The sequence below is a fragment of the Stenotrophomonas maltophilia group sp. Smal12 genome, assembly GCF_037079935.1.
Taxonomy (GTDB): domain Bacteria; phylum Pseudomonadota; class Gammaproteobacteria; order Xanthomonadales; family Xanthomonadaceae; genus Stenotrophomonas; species Stenotrophomonas sepilia.
On the sequence record NZ_JBAWUK010000007.1, the window covers coordinates 100,689 to 117,526 of the forward strand.

The 16,838-nt window shown below is 65.4% G+C and carries 15 protein-coding genes; 11 read left to right on the plus strand and 4 right to left on the minus strand.

Going from position 1 to position 16,838, the window contains the following annotated elements:
- The first annotated feature begins 132 nt into the window (after nt 1–132).
- The 6 genes from rpsM to WDC87_RS05040 all read left to right on the plus strand — a co-directional run bounded on the left by rpsM (nt 133) and on the right by WDC87_RS05040 (nt 3,832).
- Nucleotides 133–489 carry a 30S ribosomal protein S13 gene (rpsM, locus tag WDC87_RS05015; RefSeq protein WP_004154500.1) on the plus strand — a complete coding sequence of 119 codons (357 nt, stop codon included), beginning with the start codon at nt 133–135 and terminating at the stop codon, nt 487–489.
- Between the two features lie 11 nt (nt 490–500).
- Nucleotides 501–890, plus strand: a complete 390-nt coding sequence (gene rpsK / locus WDC87_RS05020) for a 30S ribosomal protein S11 (protein ID WP_004145443.1) — start codon at nt 501–503, stop codon at nt 888–890.
- A gap of 15 nt (nt 891–905) precedes the next feature.
- The gene (rpsD, locus tag WDC87_RS05025; RefSeq protein ID WP_004145446.1) at nt 906–1,535 is read left to right on the plus strand and encodes a 30S ribosomal protein S4; all 630 of its coding nucleotides are present in this window, start codon (nt 906–908) and stop codon (nt 1,533–1,535) included.
- A 55-nt stretch (nt 1,536–1,590) separates the two neighbouring features.
- Nucleotides 1,591–2,589 carry a DNA-directed RNA polymerase subunit alpha gene (gene rpoA / locus WDC87_RS05030; protein WP_005408216.1) on the plus strand — a complete coding sequence of 333 codons (999 nt, stop codon included), beginning with the start codon at nt 1,591–1,593 and terminating at the stop codon, nt 2,587–2,589.
- Nucleotides 2,590–2,779: 190 nt separating this feature from the next.
- A complete protein-coding gene (rplQ, locus tag WDC87_RS05035; protein ID WP_005408217.1) occupies nt 2,780–3,163 on the plus strand; it encodes a 50S ribosomal protein L17 in 384 nt (127 codons plus the stop codon).
- A gap of 162 nt (nt 3,164–3,325) precedes the next feature.
- A complete protein-coding gene (locus tag WDC87_RS05040; protein WP_005415421.1) occupies nt 3,326–3,832 on the plus strand; it encodes a disulfide bond formation protein B in 507 nt (168 codons plus the stop codon).
- Nucleotides 3,833–3,895: 63 nt separating this feature from the next.
- On the opposite strand, the gene WDC87_RS05045 is transcribed toward WDC87_RS05040, so the two are convergent.
- On the minus strand, nt 3,896–6,022 hold the full coding sequence (locus tag WDC87_RS05045) for a TonB-dependent receptor (RefSeq protein WP_072169159.1): 2,127 nt from the start codon (nt 6,020–6,022) through the stop codon (nt 3,896–3,898).
- A 221-nt stretch (nt 6,023–6,243) separates the two neighbouring features.
- Here WDC87_RS05045 and WDC87_RS05050 point away from each other — a divergent pair, with 221 nt between their 5' ends.
- Together WDC87_RS05050 and WDC87_RS05055 are read left to right on the plus strand one after the other, a co-directional pair.
- Entirely contained in the window at nt 6,244–7,635 is a 1,392-nt protein-coding gene (locus tag WDC87_RS05050; RefSeq protein ID WP_072169160.1) for a 3-deoxy-7-phosphoheptulonate synthase class II, read from the plus strand.
- 823 nt (nt 7,636–8,458) lie between these two features.
- The gene (locus WDC87_RS05055) at nt 8,459–9,646 is read left to right on the plus strand and encodes a mechanosensitive ion channel family protein (RefSeq protein ID WP_194433967.1); all 1,188 of its coding nucleotides are present in this window, start codon (nt 8,459–8,461) and stop codon (nt 9,644–9,646) included.
- 27 nt (nt 9,647–9,673) lie between these two features.
- On the opposite strand, the gene WDC87_RS05060 is transcribed toward WDC87_RS05055, so the two are convergent.
- Genes WDC87_RS05060 through typA form a run of 3 tightly spaced genes read right to left on the minus strand, consistent with a single transcriptional unit; the run spans nt 9,674 to nt 13,664 of the window.
- Complete coding sequence (locus WDC87_RS05060; protein ID WP_072169161.1) at nt 9,674–11,296, minus strand: amidase; 1,623 nt, start codon at nt 11,294–11,296, stop codon at nt 9,674–9,676.
- A 41-nt stretch (nt 11,297–11,337) separates the two neighbouring features.
- A complete protein-coding gene (locus tag WDC87_RS05065; RefSeq protein ID WP_005415426.1) occupies nt 11,338–11,805 on the minus strand; it encodes a DUF2127 domain-containing protein in 468 nt (155 codons plus the stop codon).
- 11 nt (nt 11,806–11,816) lie between these two features.
- Nucleotides 11,817–13,664 (minus strand): translational GTPase TypA, encoded by a 1,848-nt coding sequence (gene typA / locus WDC87_RS05070; RefSeq protein WP_061480552.1) that lies wholly within the window; start codon nt 13,662–13,664, stop codon nt 11,817–11,819.
- Nucleotides 13,665–13,935: 271 nt separating this feature from the next.
- On the opposite strand from typA, the gene WDC87_RS05075 reads away from it, so the two are divergent.
- The 3 genes from WDC87_RS05075 (at nt 13,936) to WDC87_RS05085 (ending at nt 16,269) form a co-directional block, all read left to right on the plus strand.
- The gene (locus WDC87_RS05075) at nt 13,936–14,427 is read left to right on the plus strand and encodes a peptidylprolyl isomerase (protein WP_005408225.1); all 492 of its coding nucleotides are present in this window, start codon (nt 13,936–13,938) and stop codon (nt 14,425–14,427) included.
- A 118-nt stretch (nt 14,428–14,545) separates the two neighbouring features.
- Nucleotides 14,546–15,532, plus strand: coding sequence for a malate dehydrogenase (locus WDC87_RS05080; RefSeq protein WP_005415428.1), 987 nt, complete (start codon nt 14,546–14,548; stop codon nt 15,530–15,532).
- 122 nt (nt 15,533–15,654) lie between these two features.
- Nucleotides 15,655–16,269, plus strand: a complete 615-nt coding sequence (locus WDC87_RS05085; RefSeq protein WP_072169162.1) for an RluA family pseudouridine synthase — start codon at nt 15,655–15,657, stop codon at nt 16,267–16,269.
- Nucleotides 16,270–16,838: the final 569 nt, after the last annotated feature.

The following is a 16,838-nucleotide window of genomic DNA, read 5'->3' on the forward strand; positions in this document are numbered from 1 at the left end:
ACCAATGGTTTCACGGGCTTCCATGTAAACCGGAACCTTGTTAGTATCGCTAGTTCACTTTTTTGATCCATCCTGCCGGATTGGCGTGCCCGAGGCGCGCTGTCGGCCATCACTCAGCTGGAGAACCGCGTCATGGCGCGTATTGCAGGCGTCAACCTGCCAGCCCAGAAGCACGTCTGGGTCGGGTTGCAAAGCATTTACGGCATCGGCCGTACCCGTTCGAAGAAGGTCTGCGAAGTCGCAGGCGTTGCTTCGACCACCAAGATCCGCGATCTGTCGGAGCCGGAAATCGAGCGCCTGCGCGCCGAAGTCGGCAAGTACATCGTGGAAGGCGATCTGCGCCGTGAGATCGGCATCGCGATCAAGCGCCTGATGGACCTGGGCTGCTACCGCGGCCTGCGTCACCGTCGTGGCCTCCCGCTGCGTGGCCAGCGCACCCGTACCAACGCCCGCACCCGCAAGGGTCCGCGCAAGGCGATCAAGAAGTAAGGGACTGAGAAATGGCTAAGCCCGCTGCTAAGACCAAGAAGAAGATCAAGCGCGTCGTCACCGACGGCGTTGCCCACGTCCACGCTTCGTTCAACAACACCATCGTCACCATCACCGATCGCCAGGGCAATGCTCTGTCGTGGGCGACCTCCGGTGGCGCTGGCTTCCGCGGTTCGCGCAAGTCGACCCCGTTCGCTGCCCAGGTGGCTGCTGAAAAGGCCGGTCGTGCTGCGCTGGACTACGGCGTGAAGTCGCTGGAAGTCCGCATCAAGGGCCCGGGTCCGGGCCGTGAGTCGGCCGTGCGTTCGCTGAACAACGTCGGCTACAAGATCACCAACATCATCGACGTGACGCCCATCCCGCACAACGGGTGCCGTCCGCCGAAGAAGCGTCGCGTCTAAAGGGAGCGATAAGAAATGGCTCGTTATATCGGTCCTACCTGTAAGCTCGCCCGCCGCGAAGGCGCCGACCTGTCCCTGAAGAGCCCGGCGCGTGCGCTGGACTCCAAGTGCAAGCTGGAGCAGAAGCCCGGCCAGCACGGCGCCACTGCCCGCAAGGGCAAGCTGTCCGACTACGCCACCCAGCTGCGTGAAAAGCAGAAGGTCAAGCGTATCTACGGCCTGCTGGAGCGTCAGTTCCGCAACTACTACAAGAAGGCCTCGACCAAGAAGGGCAACACCGGCGAGAACCTGCTGCAGCTGCTGGAAACCCGCCTGGACAACGTCGTCTACCGCATGGGCTTCGCCGTGACCCGTCCGGCTGCCCGTCAGCTGGTGTCGCACCGCGGCGTCACCGTGAATGGCAAGTCGGTCAACCTGGCTTCGTACCAGGTCAAGGCTGGCGACGCCATCGCTCTGTCCGAAAAGGCTGCCAAGCAGCTGCGCGTCCAGGAAGCCCTGACCGTCGCCGCCCAGCATGACCTGAGCCCGTCGTGGGTTGAAGTGGATTCCGGCAAGTTCACCGGCATCTTCAAGGCTGTTCCGGATCGTTCGGATCTGCCTGCGGACATCAACGAAGCGCTGATCGTCGAGCTGTATTCGAAGTAATTCACATTGGAGAGCCCCCGGCGACGGCCGGGGGTTCACTAGGAGAACCCGCAACATGACGGTTACCGCCAACCAGGTTCTGCGTCCTCGCGGTCCGCAGATCGAACGCCTTACCGACACCCGTGCAAAGGTCGTTATCGAACCTTTGGAGCGGGGTTACGGGCATACGCTGGGCAACGCCCTGCGTCGCGTGCTGCTGTCGTCCATCCCGGGCTTCGCCATCACGGAAGTCGAAATCGACGGCGTGTTGCATGAGTACACCACGGTCGAAGGTCTGCAGGAGGACGTGCTCGAAGTCCTGCTCAACCTGAAGGATGTGGCCATCCGTATGCACTCCGGCGACAGCGCCACCCTGTCCCTGTCCAAGCAGGGCCCGGGCGTTGTCACCGCTGCCGACATCAAGGTCGACCACAATGTGGAGATCCTGAACGGCGACCATGTGATCTGCCACCTGACCAAGGACACGGCAATCAACATGCGTCTGAAGATCGAACGTGGTTTCGGCTACCAGCCGGCTGCCGCGCGTCGTCGTCCGGACGAAGAAACCCGTGCCATCGGCCGCCTGGTCCTGGATGCCTCGTTCTCGCCGGTCCGCCGTGTCGCCTATGCCGTGGAAGCGGCGCGTGTCGAACAGCGCACCGACCTGGACAAGCTGGTCATCGATATCGAGACCAACGGCACCATCGATGCCGAGGAAGCCGTGCGCACCGCCGCCGACATCCTCAGCGACCAGCTGTCGGTGTTCGGTGACTTCACCCACCGCGACCGCGGTGCGGCCAAGCCGGCCAACAACGGCGTGGATCCGGTGCTGCTGCGCCCGATCGACGATCTGGAGCTGACCGTGCGTTCGGCCAACTGCCTGAAGGCTGAAAGCATCTACTACATCGGCGATCTGATCCAGAAGACCGAAGTGGAGCTGCTGAAGACCCCGAACCTGGGCAAGAAGTCGCTCACCGAGATCAAGGAAGTGCTGGCTCAGCGCGGCCTGTCGCTCGGCATGAAGCTGGAGAACTGGCCGCCGGCCGGCGTCGCCAGCCACGGCATGCTGGGCTGATATCGGCAATGCCTGAAGGCTCCACCGTTCGCGGTGGGGCCTTCAACGCAACACAACATGCCACGACGAACCCCAGGTTCGCGGGCAGGTCGTCCAGGACGGGCGGCCAGGACCATCCGCAGTCCGCGCAGCAACGCCAGGATGGCGACAACGATCCGCACAGCCTCATCATTAACCAAGGAATATCACCATGCGTCACCAGAAGTCTGGCCGTAAGTTCAGCCGCACCAGCGCCCACCGCGAAGCGATGTTCAAGAACATGGCCGCCTCGCTGTTCAAGCACGAGCTGATCAAGACCACCCTGCCGAAGGCCAAGGAACTGCGCCGCGTTGCCGAGCCGCTGATCACCCTGGCCAAGGTCGACTCCGTCGCCAACCGCCGTCTGGCTTTCGCTCGCCTGCGCGACAACGAAGCCGTGGGCAACCTGTTCACCATCCTGGGCCCGCGCTACGCGAACCGTCCGGGCGGCTACCTGCGCCTGCTGAAGTGTGGCTTCCGCGCTGGCGACAACGCGCCGATGGCCTACGTCGAGCTGGTTGACCGTCCGGTCGTGGCCGAGGAAGTGGCCGAGTAATCGGACCGCTCCAACGCGACACAGCGAAAGCCCGGCCTCTGCCGGGCTTTTGCGTTTCTGCGGGATCTGACCCGCACCGTTCCGACAGGCGTCACCTGTGGCGGTTCGAATGGCATGCACTCTCGGTTACGCTTGGCGCCTTGATCCATTCGAGCGTTGACGATGAATCCACTGCGCTGGCCCTTCCGCGCCCAGTTCTTCCTGGGCTTCCTGATCTGCGCGGGCCTGCTGGGCTACGCGATCTTCCTGCAGCTGAAGATGGGCCTGGAGCCGTGCCCGCTGTGCATCTTCCAGCGGCTGGCGTTCGCCGCGCTGGGCCTGCTGTTCCTGATCGGTGCACTGCACGGGCCCTCCAACCGTCCTGGCCGGGCAACCTACGGCGTGCTCGCCTTCATTGCCGCCGCGGTCGGCGTAGGCATCGCTGCGCGCCACGTCTACGTGCAGATGCTGCCACCGGAGATGGGTGCGACCTGCGGCCCGCCGCTGAGCTTCCTGCGCGAGACCATGGGGCCGCTGGAAGTATTCCGCACGGTGCTGACCGGTACCGGCAACTGCGGCAATATCGACTGGACGTTCCTGGGCCTGACCATGCCGATGTGGTCGGGCGTGTGGTTCGTGCTGCTGGCGCTGTGGGCGTTGGTGGTGTCGCTGCGCAAGGTCAAGCGCTGAACTAAGGCGGGGTCGGAGCCCTCTCCTGCGGAAAGGGGTCCGACCCCAGGCACCCTGGCGTCCTCAGAAATCCTGCTGCAGGCTCAGGTAGGCGCCACGGCGCGGTCCCCACTGCGGGGCGAACACGCCGACGCCACCGCCATCGCGCAGTTGGTAGCTGCGGTCCAATGCATTGATGACCGCCAGCTGCACATGCAGCGGATGGCCGCTGCCGGCATTGAAGTCATGCCCGGCGCTGAGGTTCACCTGCAGGTAGGACGGCAGCTCGCCGCCGTTGGGCACGCCCTCGATGTCCGAACGCAGGCCGCTACCGAACACGTAGTTGGCGCCGACCCGGTTGTGTCCGGCAAAGGCGTAGCTGAAGCCACCCGATGAGGTCAGCTTCTGGTCGTGGTCGAGGTGGATCCAATGGTTGGCCACATAGGCCAGCGCGTCCGGATCGAGGTTGTACTGGCTGGTGATGACCTGGGTGCCGATGGCCTTGTTGTACGCTGCGTTGACGTAGGCGCTGAACGGACCGTCGCTGTAGTCGGCACTGAACTCCAGGCCATGGATATGGCCGCGGCGGTAGTTGAACGTCGAGTAGATGTAGGCGGCACCGAACTGGCCTTCGTCCTGCAGGCGCGCGACGCGTCGGTCATAGGCATCCAGGCCCAGGGTCAGGTGTTCGCCCACCTGCTGCGACACGCCGATGTCGTAGTAGTCGCTGCGCTCGGCCAGTGGCGTGTTGTTGCCGCCGCTGGGTTGCTGGTTGGTGGTGCCGTCGTACAGCGCGATGTCGCTGCTGGCGATCAGCTCACTGGCCGGTGGCGTGAAGTAACGCGAATAGCCGGCATGCACGGTGGTGCTGTCGCTGGCATTCCAGGCCACGCCCACGCGGGGGCTGAGCTGGCCCTCGGTGTGGCCAAAGGCCTTGTAGCGATCTCCGCGCAGGCCGTAGTTGACGGTCCAGTCGTCGCCGATCTTCCATTCATCCTGCACGTACAACGCCTGCGTGCTGGCATGGAAGGCACTGTGGTCAGGTATCAGCAGCGGCGTGGTGCTGGATTGCTGGCCGGCGTCATCGACCGGAAACACCCAGCTGCTGTTGTTCGCACGCGCGTTCTCGTAATTGCCGTACAGGCCATAGCGCAGCGTGTGGTCGCTGCCCAGCGGGGTGGAGAAATCGGCCTGCAGCGTGTTGGCGCGGTTGCTGCGCTGCACCTGCGAGGCGACGCCACTGAATACCAGGTCGCCGATGACATCCGGGTTGAACGCCACATCGCTGTAGCGCTGCCCGGCTGACAGCTGGTAGGCGGTGCTGCCCAGCGCCCCCTGCAGCACCAGCATGCCGAAGCGGGTGGTCTCGCGCTGGGTTTCATCCAGCTGGCTGGAGTCGAAGGTGGTGGTGTCCAGGTAACCGAACTGCGGGGTCTGGCCGGGGTTGACCGGGATCTGCAAGCGATTGTTGGCGAAGCCGGCGAACACGCTCAGGCGCGTGTTCTCGTTGACCAGGTAGGTGAGGTCAGCGAACGCTTTGCCTTGGTGGGTGTCGTCGTGCAGCGGCTTGCGCGAGCGGGTCGGGTTCTCCAGGCCAACCTCGTTCTGGTCGTAGTTGCCAGTAAGGAACCAGCTCCATCGCCCCTGGTTGCCCCACCACGAGGCATTCGGATTGATCTTGCCGAACGAGCCTGCGGTCAGACCGGCGCTGCCGCCATTGCCGAGCTCGGCGCCATTGCGGGTGGTGATGTCGACCACTGCAGCGGTGCGCTCGCCGAACTGCGCCGGCAGCGCGCCATCCATCAGGCGGATGCTCTTGATGGTGCGGGCATCCAGTGTCTGGCCGAAGCCGGAGATCGATTCGGGCAACAGCACGCCATTGATGCGGTACTGCAGATTGGCGTGGTCGCCGCGCACGTGCACGCCGCCATAGGAATCCTGGACCACGCCCGGGGCCTGCAGCAGTACCTGGCTGAGCGGCGCGGAGGCACCCAGCGGCTGCTTCTGGATGTCCTCGGCGGTGATCTGGTACTGGCTGCTGCCGATGTCCGGCGACAGCGCGTTGCGGGCCTGGTCGAGCTGGGCGTGGACGGTGACTGCGTCCAGATCCTTGACGGAGGAAGAGGTGTCGTCGGTCGTTGCGGCGAAGGCGGGCAGGCTGGCCAGGGCCAGGGCGAAGGCAATGCCGGTAGCGAGGGGTGAGGGCTTCATGGTGAGAGAGGGGGCGGCTGGGCGTGGAAGGGGCCGGTCCATGACGTGGAAGTGTTACTCCGTAACAAATCATGCGCCTGTCCCGTGCGGCTGACCATGCTGGATCTGGCTGCCGGCGCTGGCCTTTCCCTGCCGTTCAGGTGGCTGGGGCGGTGGGTGTGGGCCTTTGCGTCAGCGGCTGGCTCTGCGACCATGACCGCCCCCCACCCCGGAAGTCTGCAATGAGCCTGTCCGCCGTTCCACCCGCGTCCGATCCCGCCGCGACCACCGCTGGCGCTGCCTGGTCGCCGGAGAGCTGGCGTGGCAAGACCGCGCTGCAGATGCCGACCTACCCGGACCCGGTGGCATTGGACGCCGCTCTGCACGAGCTGAAGCGGCTGCCGCCGCTGGTCACCTCGTGGGAGATCCTGGCGTTGAAGCAGCAGCTGGCCGAGGCCCAGGAAGGCAAGCGCTTCCTGCTGCAGGGCGGCGACTGCGCCGAGAACTTCAGCGACTGCGAATCGGGCACCATCTCCAACCGCCTGAAGGTACTGCTGCAGATGAGCCTGGTGCTGGTGCACGGCCTGCGCCAGCCGGTGATCCGCGTGGGCCGCTTCGCCGGCCAGTACGCCAAGCCGCGCTCGGCCGACACCGAGACCCGCGACGGCGTGACCCTGCCCAGCTACCGCGGTGATGTGATCAACGCACCGGCGTTCACCGAAGCGGCGCGCCTGCCGGACCCGAAGCGGATGCTGCAGGCCCACGCGCATTCGGCGATGACGATGAACTTCGTGCGTGCGCTGATCGACGGCGGTTTCGCCGACCTGCACCACCCCGAATACTGGAATCTGGAGTGGGTAAGCCACTCGCCGCTGGCGGCCGAGTACCAGAAGATGGTGGCCTCGATCGGCGATGCGGTGCACTTCATGGAGACCCTGGCCGGGGCCCGCGTGCACAATCTCAACCGCATCGACTTCTACACGTCGCACGAAGCCCTGCTGCTGCCCTACGAGCAGGCGTTGACCCGCCAGGTGCCGCGCCAGCAGGGCTGGTTGAACCTGAGCACGCATTACCCGTGGATCGGCATGCGCACGGCCGCGCTCGATGGCGCGCACGTGGAGTACCTGCGTGGCGTGCGCAATCCGATTGCGATCAAGGTGGGCCCGTCGGTGACGCCGGACCAGCTGCTGCGCCTGATCGATGTGCTCAACCCACATGACGAGCCGGGCCGCCTGAGCTTCATCCACCGGATGGGCGCAACGCAGATCGCAGAGAAACTGCCGCCGCTGCTGGACGCGGTCAAGCGTGATGGTCGCCGCGTGCTGTGGGTGTGCGATGCGATGCATGGCAATACCGAAAGCACCGCCAACGGTTTCAAGACACGCCGCTTCGACAACGTGCGTGGCGAGGTGGAGATGTCGTTCGACCTGCATGCCGCCGCCGGTACGCGCCTGGGCGGTGTGCACCTGGAACTGACCGGCGAGGACGTGACCGAGTGCATCGGCGGCGCGCGCGAACTGACCGAGCGCGACCTGGAGCGTGCGTATCGTTCGACGGTGGACCCGCGGTTGAACTACGAGCAGTCGCTGGAGATCGCGATGGCGATCGTGCGCAAGCAGGAGCAAGTGCGGTAAGTGCGTTGCGGCAGGGCTTGCAGCCCTGCACCTGCCGAATCAACGTCAACTTCAACGTCAAACGCGGGCATTCCGTGGGAAGGCGGGGTGGTATCGGAGTGCGGGGACGCCGCAAGTACGTCCTTGTAGGCTTGGCAGCCGCTTGCTCGTGTGCGCTTTTCTGCGCACACGGCAAGACCGGGGTTGGGCGTCCTGCCCAACCCGCCCGAGGCATGCCTCGGGCCCATGCGGCTGACACCCCGCACTCCGACACCGCCCCGCCTCTGACGAATTCCGGCGGCTGCGGGTAAGTGTCGACCTTGGTCGACACGGTAGATCCACGCCATGCGTGGATGCTTTTGGAATCCAATTCGAAATATTCGATTCCGATGGAGATTCATCCACGCATGGCGCGGATCTACTGCAGATCGCGGAGATCTGTCGTAGGCGGGGTGGGTCCGGTTGCGGGGGCGTGAGCCGCATGGGCCCGAGGCATGCCTCGGGCGGGTTGGGCAGGACGCCCAACCCCGGTCTTGCCGTGTGCGCAGGAAAGCGCACACGAGCAAGCGGCGACCGAGCTTACATGGGTGAGGGCGCTTTGCTTGCGAAGCACTGCTTCGCAAGCGCCCGAACGCACAGCCGCCAGCGGCTGGGCCGGGCCCCGGAGGGGTACTTGCAGCGCCCCCCGCAACCGGACCCACCCCGCCATCCCACAGCAAACCCGCTTCTGCTTCGGCTGTTGCTGTTGCCGTTGCTGTTGCTTCGGCTTCTGGGCAGGTGCAGGGCTACAAGCCCTGCCGACCAACACCCTCCTTACAAACGACTGACGTGACGCTCATGCGCCATGCGCGAGGCTGTCCACTTGCTTGTTCGACTGGAGGTGGCAACGGTGCACTGGCAGAGCGCACAGGCCTACGCATGGCCGTTGGGTTTGGCCGCATTGGTGGGCGGTATCGGCGCGTGGCTGATCCTGTGGATCTACCATCGGCTGAAAGGGCGTGATCGGCGGCGCGCGCGCATCGGGCGTGTGCTCGGGCTGCCAATGGCCACCGCATGGCCGCTGCTGCTGTTGATCCCTGCATTGCAGGCCACGCCGCTGCAGGATCCCCTTCTGGGCAACCTGCAACGGGTGCTGCATATCGCACTGACCGCCTGCTTCATCTGGTTGCTGGTACGCGCAGTGGCAGCGGGTGAGCGGGCCATCCTGCGCAGCCATCCCATCGATGTCTCCGATAATCTGGAAGCGCGCCGCATCCAGACCCAGACGCGGGTGCTCAGCCGTGTGCTGATGGGCGGCATCATCGTGCTGGGCACTTCGCTGGTGCTGCTGACCTTCCCCATGGTGCAGAAGATCGGCACCGCGCTGCTGGCCTCGGCGGGCCTCATCGGCCTGGTGGCCGGTATCGCCGCAAAGCCAGTGTTCGGCAACCTGATCGCTGGCCTGCAGATTGCAGTGACCCAGCCGATCCGGCTGGACGATGTGGTGATCGTCGAGGGCGAGTGGGGACGCATCGAGGAGATCGGCAGCAGCTACGTGGTGGTACGCATCTGGGACGAGCGGAGGATGGTGGTGCCGCTGACCTGGTTCATCGAGAACCCCTTCCAGAACTGGACCCGGCGCAGCGCCGATCTGCTCGGTACGGCGTTTCTGTGGCTGGACTATCGTGCCCCGATCGCGGCGATCCGCGCTGAGCTGGAGCGCATCTGCCGGGGTGAGGCATTGTGGGATGGCCGGGTCTGCGTGACCCAGGTGACCGAAACCAGCGAGCGTGCGATCCAGGTGCGCCTGCTGGTGAGTGCGCGCAGCTCTGGCGACGCGTTCGACCTGCGTTGCCTGGTACGCGAGCGCATGCTCGATTTCCTCGCACGTGAGCATCCGCAGTCGCTGCCGCAGCTGCGTGCGCGGCTGCAGCATGCTGACGAGCTGGACATGCCGCGTGGTCCACGCGCACGTACTGCAGATGTGCGTTCGCCGGGGGCTGAAGACGGTGAGGCGGCAATCGTGCCGATGGAGCCGGAACCCGAACGGTAGCGCCGGCCAGCGGCCGGCACTACCGGATCAAGGCTCGCCGGCGTCGATCAGCGTGTCGGTGCCGAAGTGCGGTGGCCGCCGCGCGCGGGTGCGCTGTTCGTAGGCGTACGCCATTTCGATCAGCTTCGGTTCGCTCCAGGCGGTGCCCATGAACAGCAGGCCGACCGGCAGGCCATCGATCTGGCCCATCGGCACGCTGAGGCTGGGATAGCCGGCGACGGCGGCGGCACTGTAGCTCTCGCCGGGGAAGTCGTCGCCTTCGCTGCGGATCGGCCACGCCACGCCGGTGGTAGGCGCGACCAGGGCGTCGAGCTGGTGGGCGGCGAGGGCGGCATCGATGCCTTCCGGGCCCGCCAACCGGCGCGCATCGCTGCGTGCGCGGATATAGGCGGGGTCGGCCAAGCCAGCGGTAGCGTCAGCTTCCACCAGCAGTTCCTGGCCGAACAGGCCCAGTTCCTGCTTGCTGTGCGCCCGGTTGAAGGCGATCAATTCGGCCAGGCTGTGCAGGGGAGCGCGGTGGGCGCTGAAGTAACGCTCCAGCCCGGCCTTGAACTCGTACAGTAGTACCTTGCGTTCGGCGTCGGCCCAGGCGCCCTGGTTGGGCAGCTCCACCGGCACCACGACGGCACCGGCCCGACGCAGCTCGGTGGCGGCGTGTTCGATCAGTGGCGGCATGCCGCGGTATTTCAGCAGCGGCGTCTGCAGCAGGCCGATGCGCTTGCCACGCAGTCCCTGCGGATCCAGCCGCGCGGTGTAGTCGTACACCGCACGGCCGGGCATGGTTGCGGTGGCCGGGTCGGCATCATCGCGGCCGGCAATTGCGGTCAGTACGGCCGCAGCGTCAGCGACGCTGCGTGTCATCGGCCCCGCAGTATCCTGGCTGAAGGAAATCGGGATGATGCCATCGCGGCTGACCAGGCCGACGGTCGGCTTGAGGCCGACGATGCCATTGATCGCCGCAGGGCAGACGATGCTGCCGTCGGTTTCGGTGCCGATCGCCACGCTGGCCAGGTTGGCGGCGACCGCTACCGCGCTGCCGCTGCTGGAGCCGCAAGGCGAGTGGCTGAGGCGATAGGGATTGCGGGTCTGGCCGCCGCGCGCGCTCCAGCCGGACACCGAATCGTTGCCGCGGAAATTGGCCCATTCGCTGAGATTGGTCTTGCCCAGCACCACGGCCCCGGCCTCGCGCAGGCGCCGCACCAGATACGCATCGTCAGGGCGGAACCCCTGCAGGGCCAGAGAGCCGGCACTGGTGGCCATCGGCGCCGCGTTGATGTTGTCCTTCAGCAGTACCGGGATGCCGTGCAGCGGGCCACGCAGGCGTCCATCGCGGCGCTCGCGGTCGCGCGCCGCGGCTTCCTTCAGGGCATCGGGGTTGAGCTCGATCACCGCGCGCAGGCGGGGGCCGGCCCGATCCAGGGCGGCGATGCGCTGCAGGTAGGCCTGGGTCAGGGTGGTGCTGTCCAGTTCACCGGCGGTCATCCGCGCCTGCAGGTCGGCAACATCGGTTTCAGCGTACGGGAACGGCACGTTGCGGCTCGCAGGTTCGGCCGCATGCGCGCTGGGCGTGGCCGGGCTGCAGCCAGCCGAAAGCAGCGCAGGCAGCGCGGCGAGCAGGCAGGTCAGCAGAGGCGGCAAGGACGGGCGCATGGGGCGGCTTGGTCGGCTCCAATCCCCAGTGTAGCCGGTGCTCAGCGGTGGCGCTTGCGCAGGTCGCGGGCGAGAACGTAGACCACGATCAGGTTGATCGCCAGGATCGTCCACGACGGCCAGCCGGGGTGGCGGATGATCGCGAAGATGTCGAAGGGCAGGTACAGCGAGGCAGTCAGGCAGCCCAGCCAGGAGGCCCAGGCCTTGGCCCGCCACAAGCCCCAGGCTTCGACCAGGTGCAGCAGGCCGTAGCCGATCATCCCCGCCGCGGCCAGGTGGACCGCGTCGGGGCTGATCATATGCAGCAGCGAGGGCAGGGTGCCATGGTCCGGATCCAGGCTGAAACGCCGGATCAGGACCATGATGCCGTGCCGAAGCGGCTGCGGTCCGAGCACTTCCAGCCCGGTGGCGGCCAACAGCGCCAGCATCGCCTTGCTCGCTTCGAGCAGGGCGATGACGTGCAGACCCGGATGCCGGTGTGGATCCGGGTTGTAGCCGCTCTGGTTCACGGGGTGCTGGCTCAGCCGCCGCGCGAAGCCTTCTTGCGGTCGCTCTCGGTCAGGAACTTCTTGCGCAGGCGGATCTCCTTCGGGGTGATCTCGACCAGCTCGTCGTCTTCGATGAAGTCCAGGGCCTGTTCCAGCGAGTACTTGATCGCCGGGGTCAGCTGGATCGCATCGTCCTTGCCGGAAGCGCGCATGTTGGTCAGCGGCTTGGTCTTGATCGCGTTGACGGTCAGGTCGTTGTCCTTGGAGTGGATGCCGACCAGCTGACCTTCATACACGTTGTCGCCTTCGGCAGCGAAGAGCTTGCCGCGTTCCTGCAGCGGGCCCAGCGAGTAGGCCGGCGTGACGCCCGGCGCATTGGCGATCATCACGCCGTTGATGCGCTTGGCGATGGCGCCCTGTTCCTTCGGGCCGTAGTGGTCGAACACGTGGAACAGCAGGCCCGAACCCTGGGTCAGGGTCTTGAACTCGTTCTGGAAGCCGATCAGGCCACGGGCCGGGATCTGGTACTCCAGGCGCACGCGGCCCTTGCCGTCCGATTCCATGTTCTTCAACTGGCCCTTGCGGGTGCCCAGCTTTTCCATCACGCCGCCCTGGTGGACTTCTTCGATGTCCACCACCAGCTGCTCGATCGGCTCCATCAGCTGGCCGTCGATTTCCTTGATGATCACTTCCGGGCGCGACACGGCCAGCTCGTAGCCTTCGCGGCGCATGTTCTCGATCAGCACCGACAGGTGCAGTTCGCCACGGCCCGAGACCAGGAACTTGTCGGCGTCTTCCAGCTGCTCGACCTTCAGGGCCACGTTGTGGACCTTTTCACGGTCCAGGCGGTCCTTGATCTGGCGGCTGGTCAGGAACTTGCCACCGGACAGGTCCTTGTTGCCGGCGAACGGCGAATTGTTCACCTGGAAGGTCATCGAGATGGTCGGCTCGTCGACGGTCAGCGCAGGCAGGGCTTCCGGGAAGTCCGGTGCGCAGATGGTGTCGGAGATGGTCAGCTCCTGGATGCCGGAGATGGCCACGATGTCGCCGGCCTCGGCCGAATCCTGCTCGATGCGCTCCAGGCCCATGAAGCCCAGCACCTGCAGCACCTTGCCGTTGCGCTTCTTGCCTTCACGGTCGATGACCGCGACCTGCATGTTCTTCTTCAGGGTGCCGCGCTGGATGCGGCCGATGCCGATCACGCCCACGAAGTTGTTGTAGTCCAGCTGGCTGATGCGCATCTGGAACGGGCCTTCCGGGTCCACTTCCGGCTTCGGCGCGTGCTGCATGATCGCTTCGTACAGCGGGGTCATGTCGCCGTCGCGCACGGTGTCTTCCAGGCCCGCGTAGCCGTTCAGGCCCGAGGCGTAGACGATCGGGAAGTCCAGCTGCTCGTTGGTGGCACCGAGCTTGTCGAACAGGTCGAAGACCTGGTCGATCACCCACTCCGGACGGGCGCCCGGACGGTCGACCTTGTTGACCACGACGATCGGCTTGAAGCCCATCGCGAAGGCCTTCTGGGTCACGAAGCGGGTCTGCGGCATCGGGCCGTCCATCGCATCGACCAGGATCAGCACGGTGTCGACCATCGACAGCACGCGCTCGACCTCACCGCCGAAGTCGGCGTGGCCGGGGGTGTCGACGATGTTGATCCGGTTCTTGATGCCGGTCTTCTTGTCTTCCCAGGTGATGGCGGTGTTCTTGGCCAGGATGGTGATGCCGCGTTCCTTTTCCTGGTCGTTGCTGTCCATCACGCGCTCGGCGAGGACGGTGCGCTCGGAAAGGGTGCCGGACTGCTTCAGCAGCTGGTCGACCAGGGTGGTCTTGCCATGGTCGACGTGGGCGACGATGGCGATGTTGCGAAGATTTTCGATGGACATACGAAAGGGGGCCAGTCGGCGCCGGATTTGGAAAAAGAAGTCCAACATTATACGTCGAACTTGACGATTCGCGAAAAGGTGGATTTCACGCCGGCCAAACGGCCCATTCAGCTGGCTGTCCACCGCTTCGGCCGAGGTCGCCAGGACGGCCCCTCGGCTCACCTTCCCCTGGCTGAAGGCGGGGGCTCCACCGATGGTCGAAGGCACCGCCGCCACGAGGCAGGTGTAAACTAGGTGGCTAGACGCATTCCCCTTTGCACCAAGGATCTTCATGTCCCTCATCGCCACTTTCGACACCACCCAGGGCCCGATCAAGGTCGAGCTGTTCGCCGACAAGGCGCCACTGACCGTGGCCAACTTCGTGAACCTGGTCAAGCACGGCTTCTATGACGGCCTGATCTTCCATCGCGTGATCGCCGACTTCATGATCCAGGGCGGCTGCCCGCAGGGCCGTGGCACCGGCGGCCCGGGCTACAAGTTCGAAGACGAGAAGAATGGCGTGAAGCACGAGGTCGGCTCGCTGTCGATGGCCAACGCCGGCCCGAACACCAACGGCAGCCAGTTCTTCATCACCCACATCAAGACCGATTGGCTGGACGGCCGCCACACCGTCTTCGGCAAGGTCCTGGAAGGCCAGGCCATCGTCGATTCGGTCAAGCAGGGCGACGTGATCCATTCGATCACCCTGGAAGGCGACGTCGACGCCGTGCTGGCCGCGCAGGCCGACCGCGTCGCGGAGTGGAACAAGCACCTCGCCGCCTGACCCCCTTTCGAAACGGCCACCCACGGGTGGCCGTTTCCCTGTTCCCCGCCGCCCGCCCGGCCTGCGTGGCCATGCCCGCGGCGCCCCATCAAACGCTTGCAAGCAAGAGGAAACCCCCATGAAAGCACCCGTTCGTGTTGCCGTGACCGGCGCCGCCGGCCAGATCGGTTATGCCCTGCTGTTCCGCATCGCCTCCGGCGAAATGCTGGGCAAGGACCAGCCGGTCATCCTGCAGCTGCTGGAACTGCCGGTCGACAAGGCCCAGGCCGCCCTGAAGGGCGTGATGATGGAGCTGGAAGACTGCGCGTTCCCGCTGCTGGCCGGCATGGTTGGCACCGATGACGCCGAAGTCGCGTTCAAGGACGCCGACATCGCCCTGCTGGTCGGCGCACGTCCGCGTGGCCCGGGCATGGAGCGCAAGGACCTGCTGCTGGAGAACGCCAAGATCTTCACCGCCCAGGGCGCCGCGCTGAACAAGGTCGCCAGCCGTGACGTGAAGGTGCTGGTGGTCGGCAACCCGGCCAACACCAATGCCTACATCGCGATGAAGTCGGCTCCGGACCTGAAGCCGGAGAACTTCACCGCCATGCTGCGCCTGGACCACAACCGCGCGCTGAGCCAGCTGTCGGCCAAGCTGGGCAAGCCGGTCGGTGGCATGGAGAAGCTGGTGGTGTGGGGCAACCACAGCCCGACCATGTACCCGGACTACCGTTTCGCCACCGCCGACGGCGCCTCGATCGCCGATGCGATCAACGACCAGGAGTGGAACGCCAACACGTTCATCCCGACCGTCGGCAAGCGCGGCGCGGCGATCATCGAAGCCCGTGGCTCGTCCTCGGCCGCTTCGGCCGCCAATGCCGCCATCGACCACGTGCGTGACTGGGTGCTGGGCAGCAACGGCAAGTGGGTCACCATGGGCGTGCCGTCCGACGGTTCCTACGGCATTCCGGAAGGCGTGATCTTCGGTTTCGCGGTGACCACCGAGAACGGCAAGTACACCCTGGTCAAGGATCTGCCGATCGACGACTTCAGCCAGAAGTACATCGACAAGACCCTGGCCGAGCTGGAAGAAGAGCGTGCCGGCGTCGCCCACCTGCTGGGCTGATGCAGGCGGTACCGGCTCCGGTCGGTAGGTCTTGCATCAAGGTAGGTACCGACCGCTGGTCGGTACGCAGAAAACGGGGAGGCTTCGGCTTCCCCGTTTTCATTTGGAATTCCTGGAACCGCATGATCCACCTGCACTACATCGACGACGCGCTGCTGGTGGCTGAAAAGCCCGCCGGCCTGCTGTCCGTGCCCGGCCGCAGCGCCGAGAACCAGGACTGCGTCGTCGCGCGCCTGCAGTCGCTGTACCCGGATGCGTTGACCGTGCACCGCCTGGACCAGGTGACTTCCGGGCTGCTGCTGCATGCGCGTGGCAAGGACATGCAGGCGGCGTTGTCGATGCAGTTCGAGCAGCGCCGGGTTGGCAAGCGCTATGAAGCGATCGTGGAGGGACTGCTTGAAGGCGATGCCGGCGACGTGGATCTGCCGCTGATTGTGGACTGGCCGAACCGGCCGAAGCAGACGGTCGATCACGAACGCGGCAAGCCGGCGCTGACGCGCTGGCGCGTAATGGCGCGTGATGTGGAAGCGCAGCGTACCCGCGTGGAGCTGGAACCGATCACCGGCCGCAGCCATCAGCTGCGGTTGCACATGGCCAGTATTGGCCATCCGATTGTTGGCGACGTGCTGTATGACGCGGCACCGGCGCAGCGCGTGCACCTGCATGCGCGCAGCCTGCGGTTCACCCATCCGGTGACGGGCGAAGCGCTCGCGTTCGAGTCCGCGACTCCGTTCTAGGGGGTCGGCAGGGCTTGCAGCCCTGCACCTGCTACGAACCGGAGCAACGTCAAACATCAAAGGCGGGCTATCCGTGGGTTGGCGGGACGGTGTCGGAGTGCGGGGCCGCCGCAAGTACGTCCGTGTAGGCTTGGCAGCCGCATCCATGCGGCTGACACCCCGCACTCCGACACCGCCCCACCTTCGACAGGTTCACTCGGCTGTTGGTAACGGTGGCCGTTGTTCCGCGCAGCTGTTGGTAGGTGTCGACCTTGGTCGACACGATTTTTCTGTCAGATATCGAATGAATCATCCACGCATGGCGTGGATCTACCGTGTCGACCGAGGTCGACACCTACCAGAACAATATGCCGTTCCGACAGATCGCGGAATCTGTCGAAGGTGGGGTGGGTCCGGTGGCGGGAGTGTCCGCGGCATGGATGCCGCGGCCAAGCCCCCACGGTGAAGTGACCCCCGGGAGTTGGACATCAGATCCAACCCCGAGGGATACATGAACAGATACGACGCGCGTTTCAAACTGCAGGTCGCCAAAGAGGCCTGCAAGACCTCCACATCGGTCAAAGCCGTTG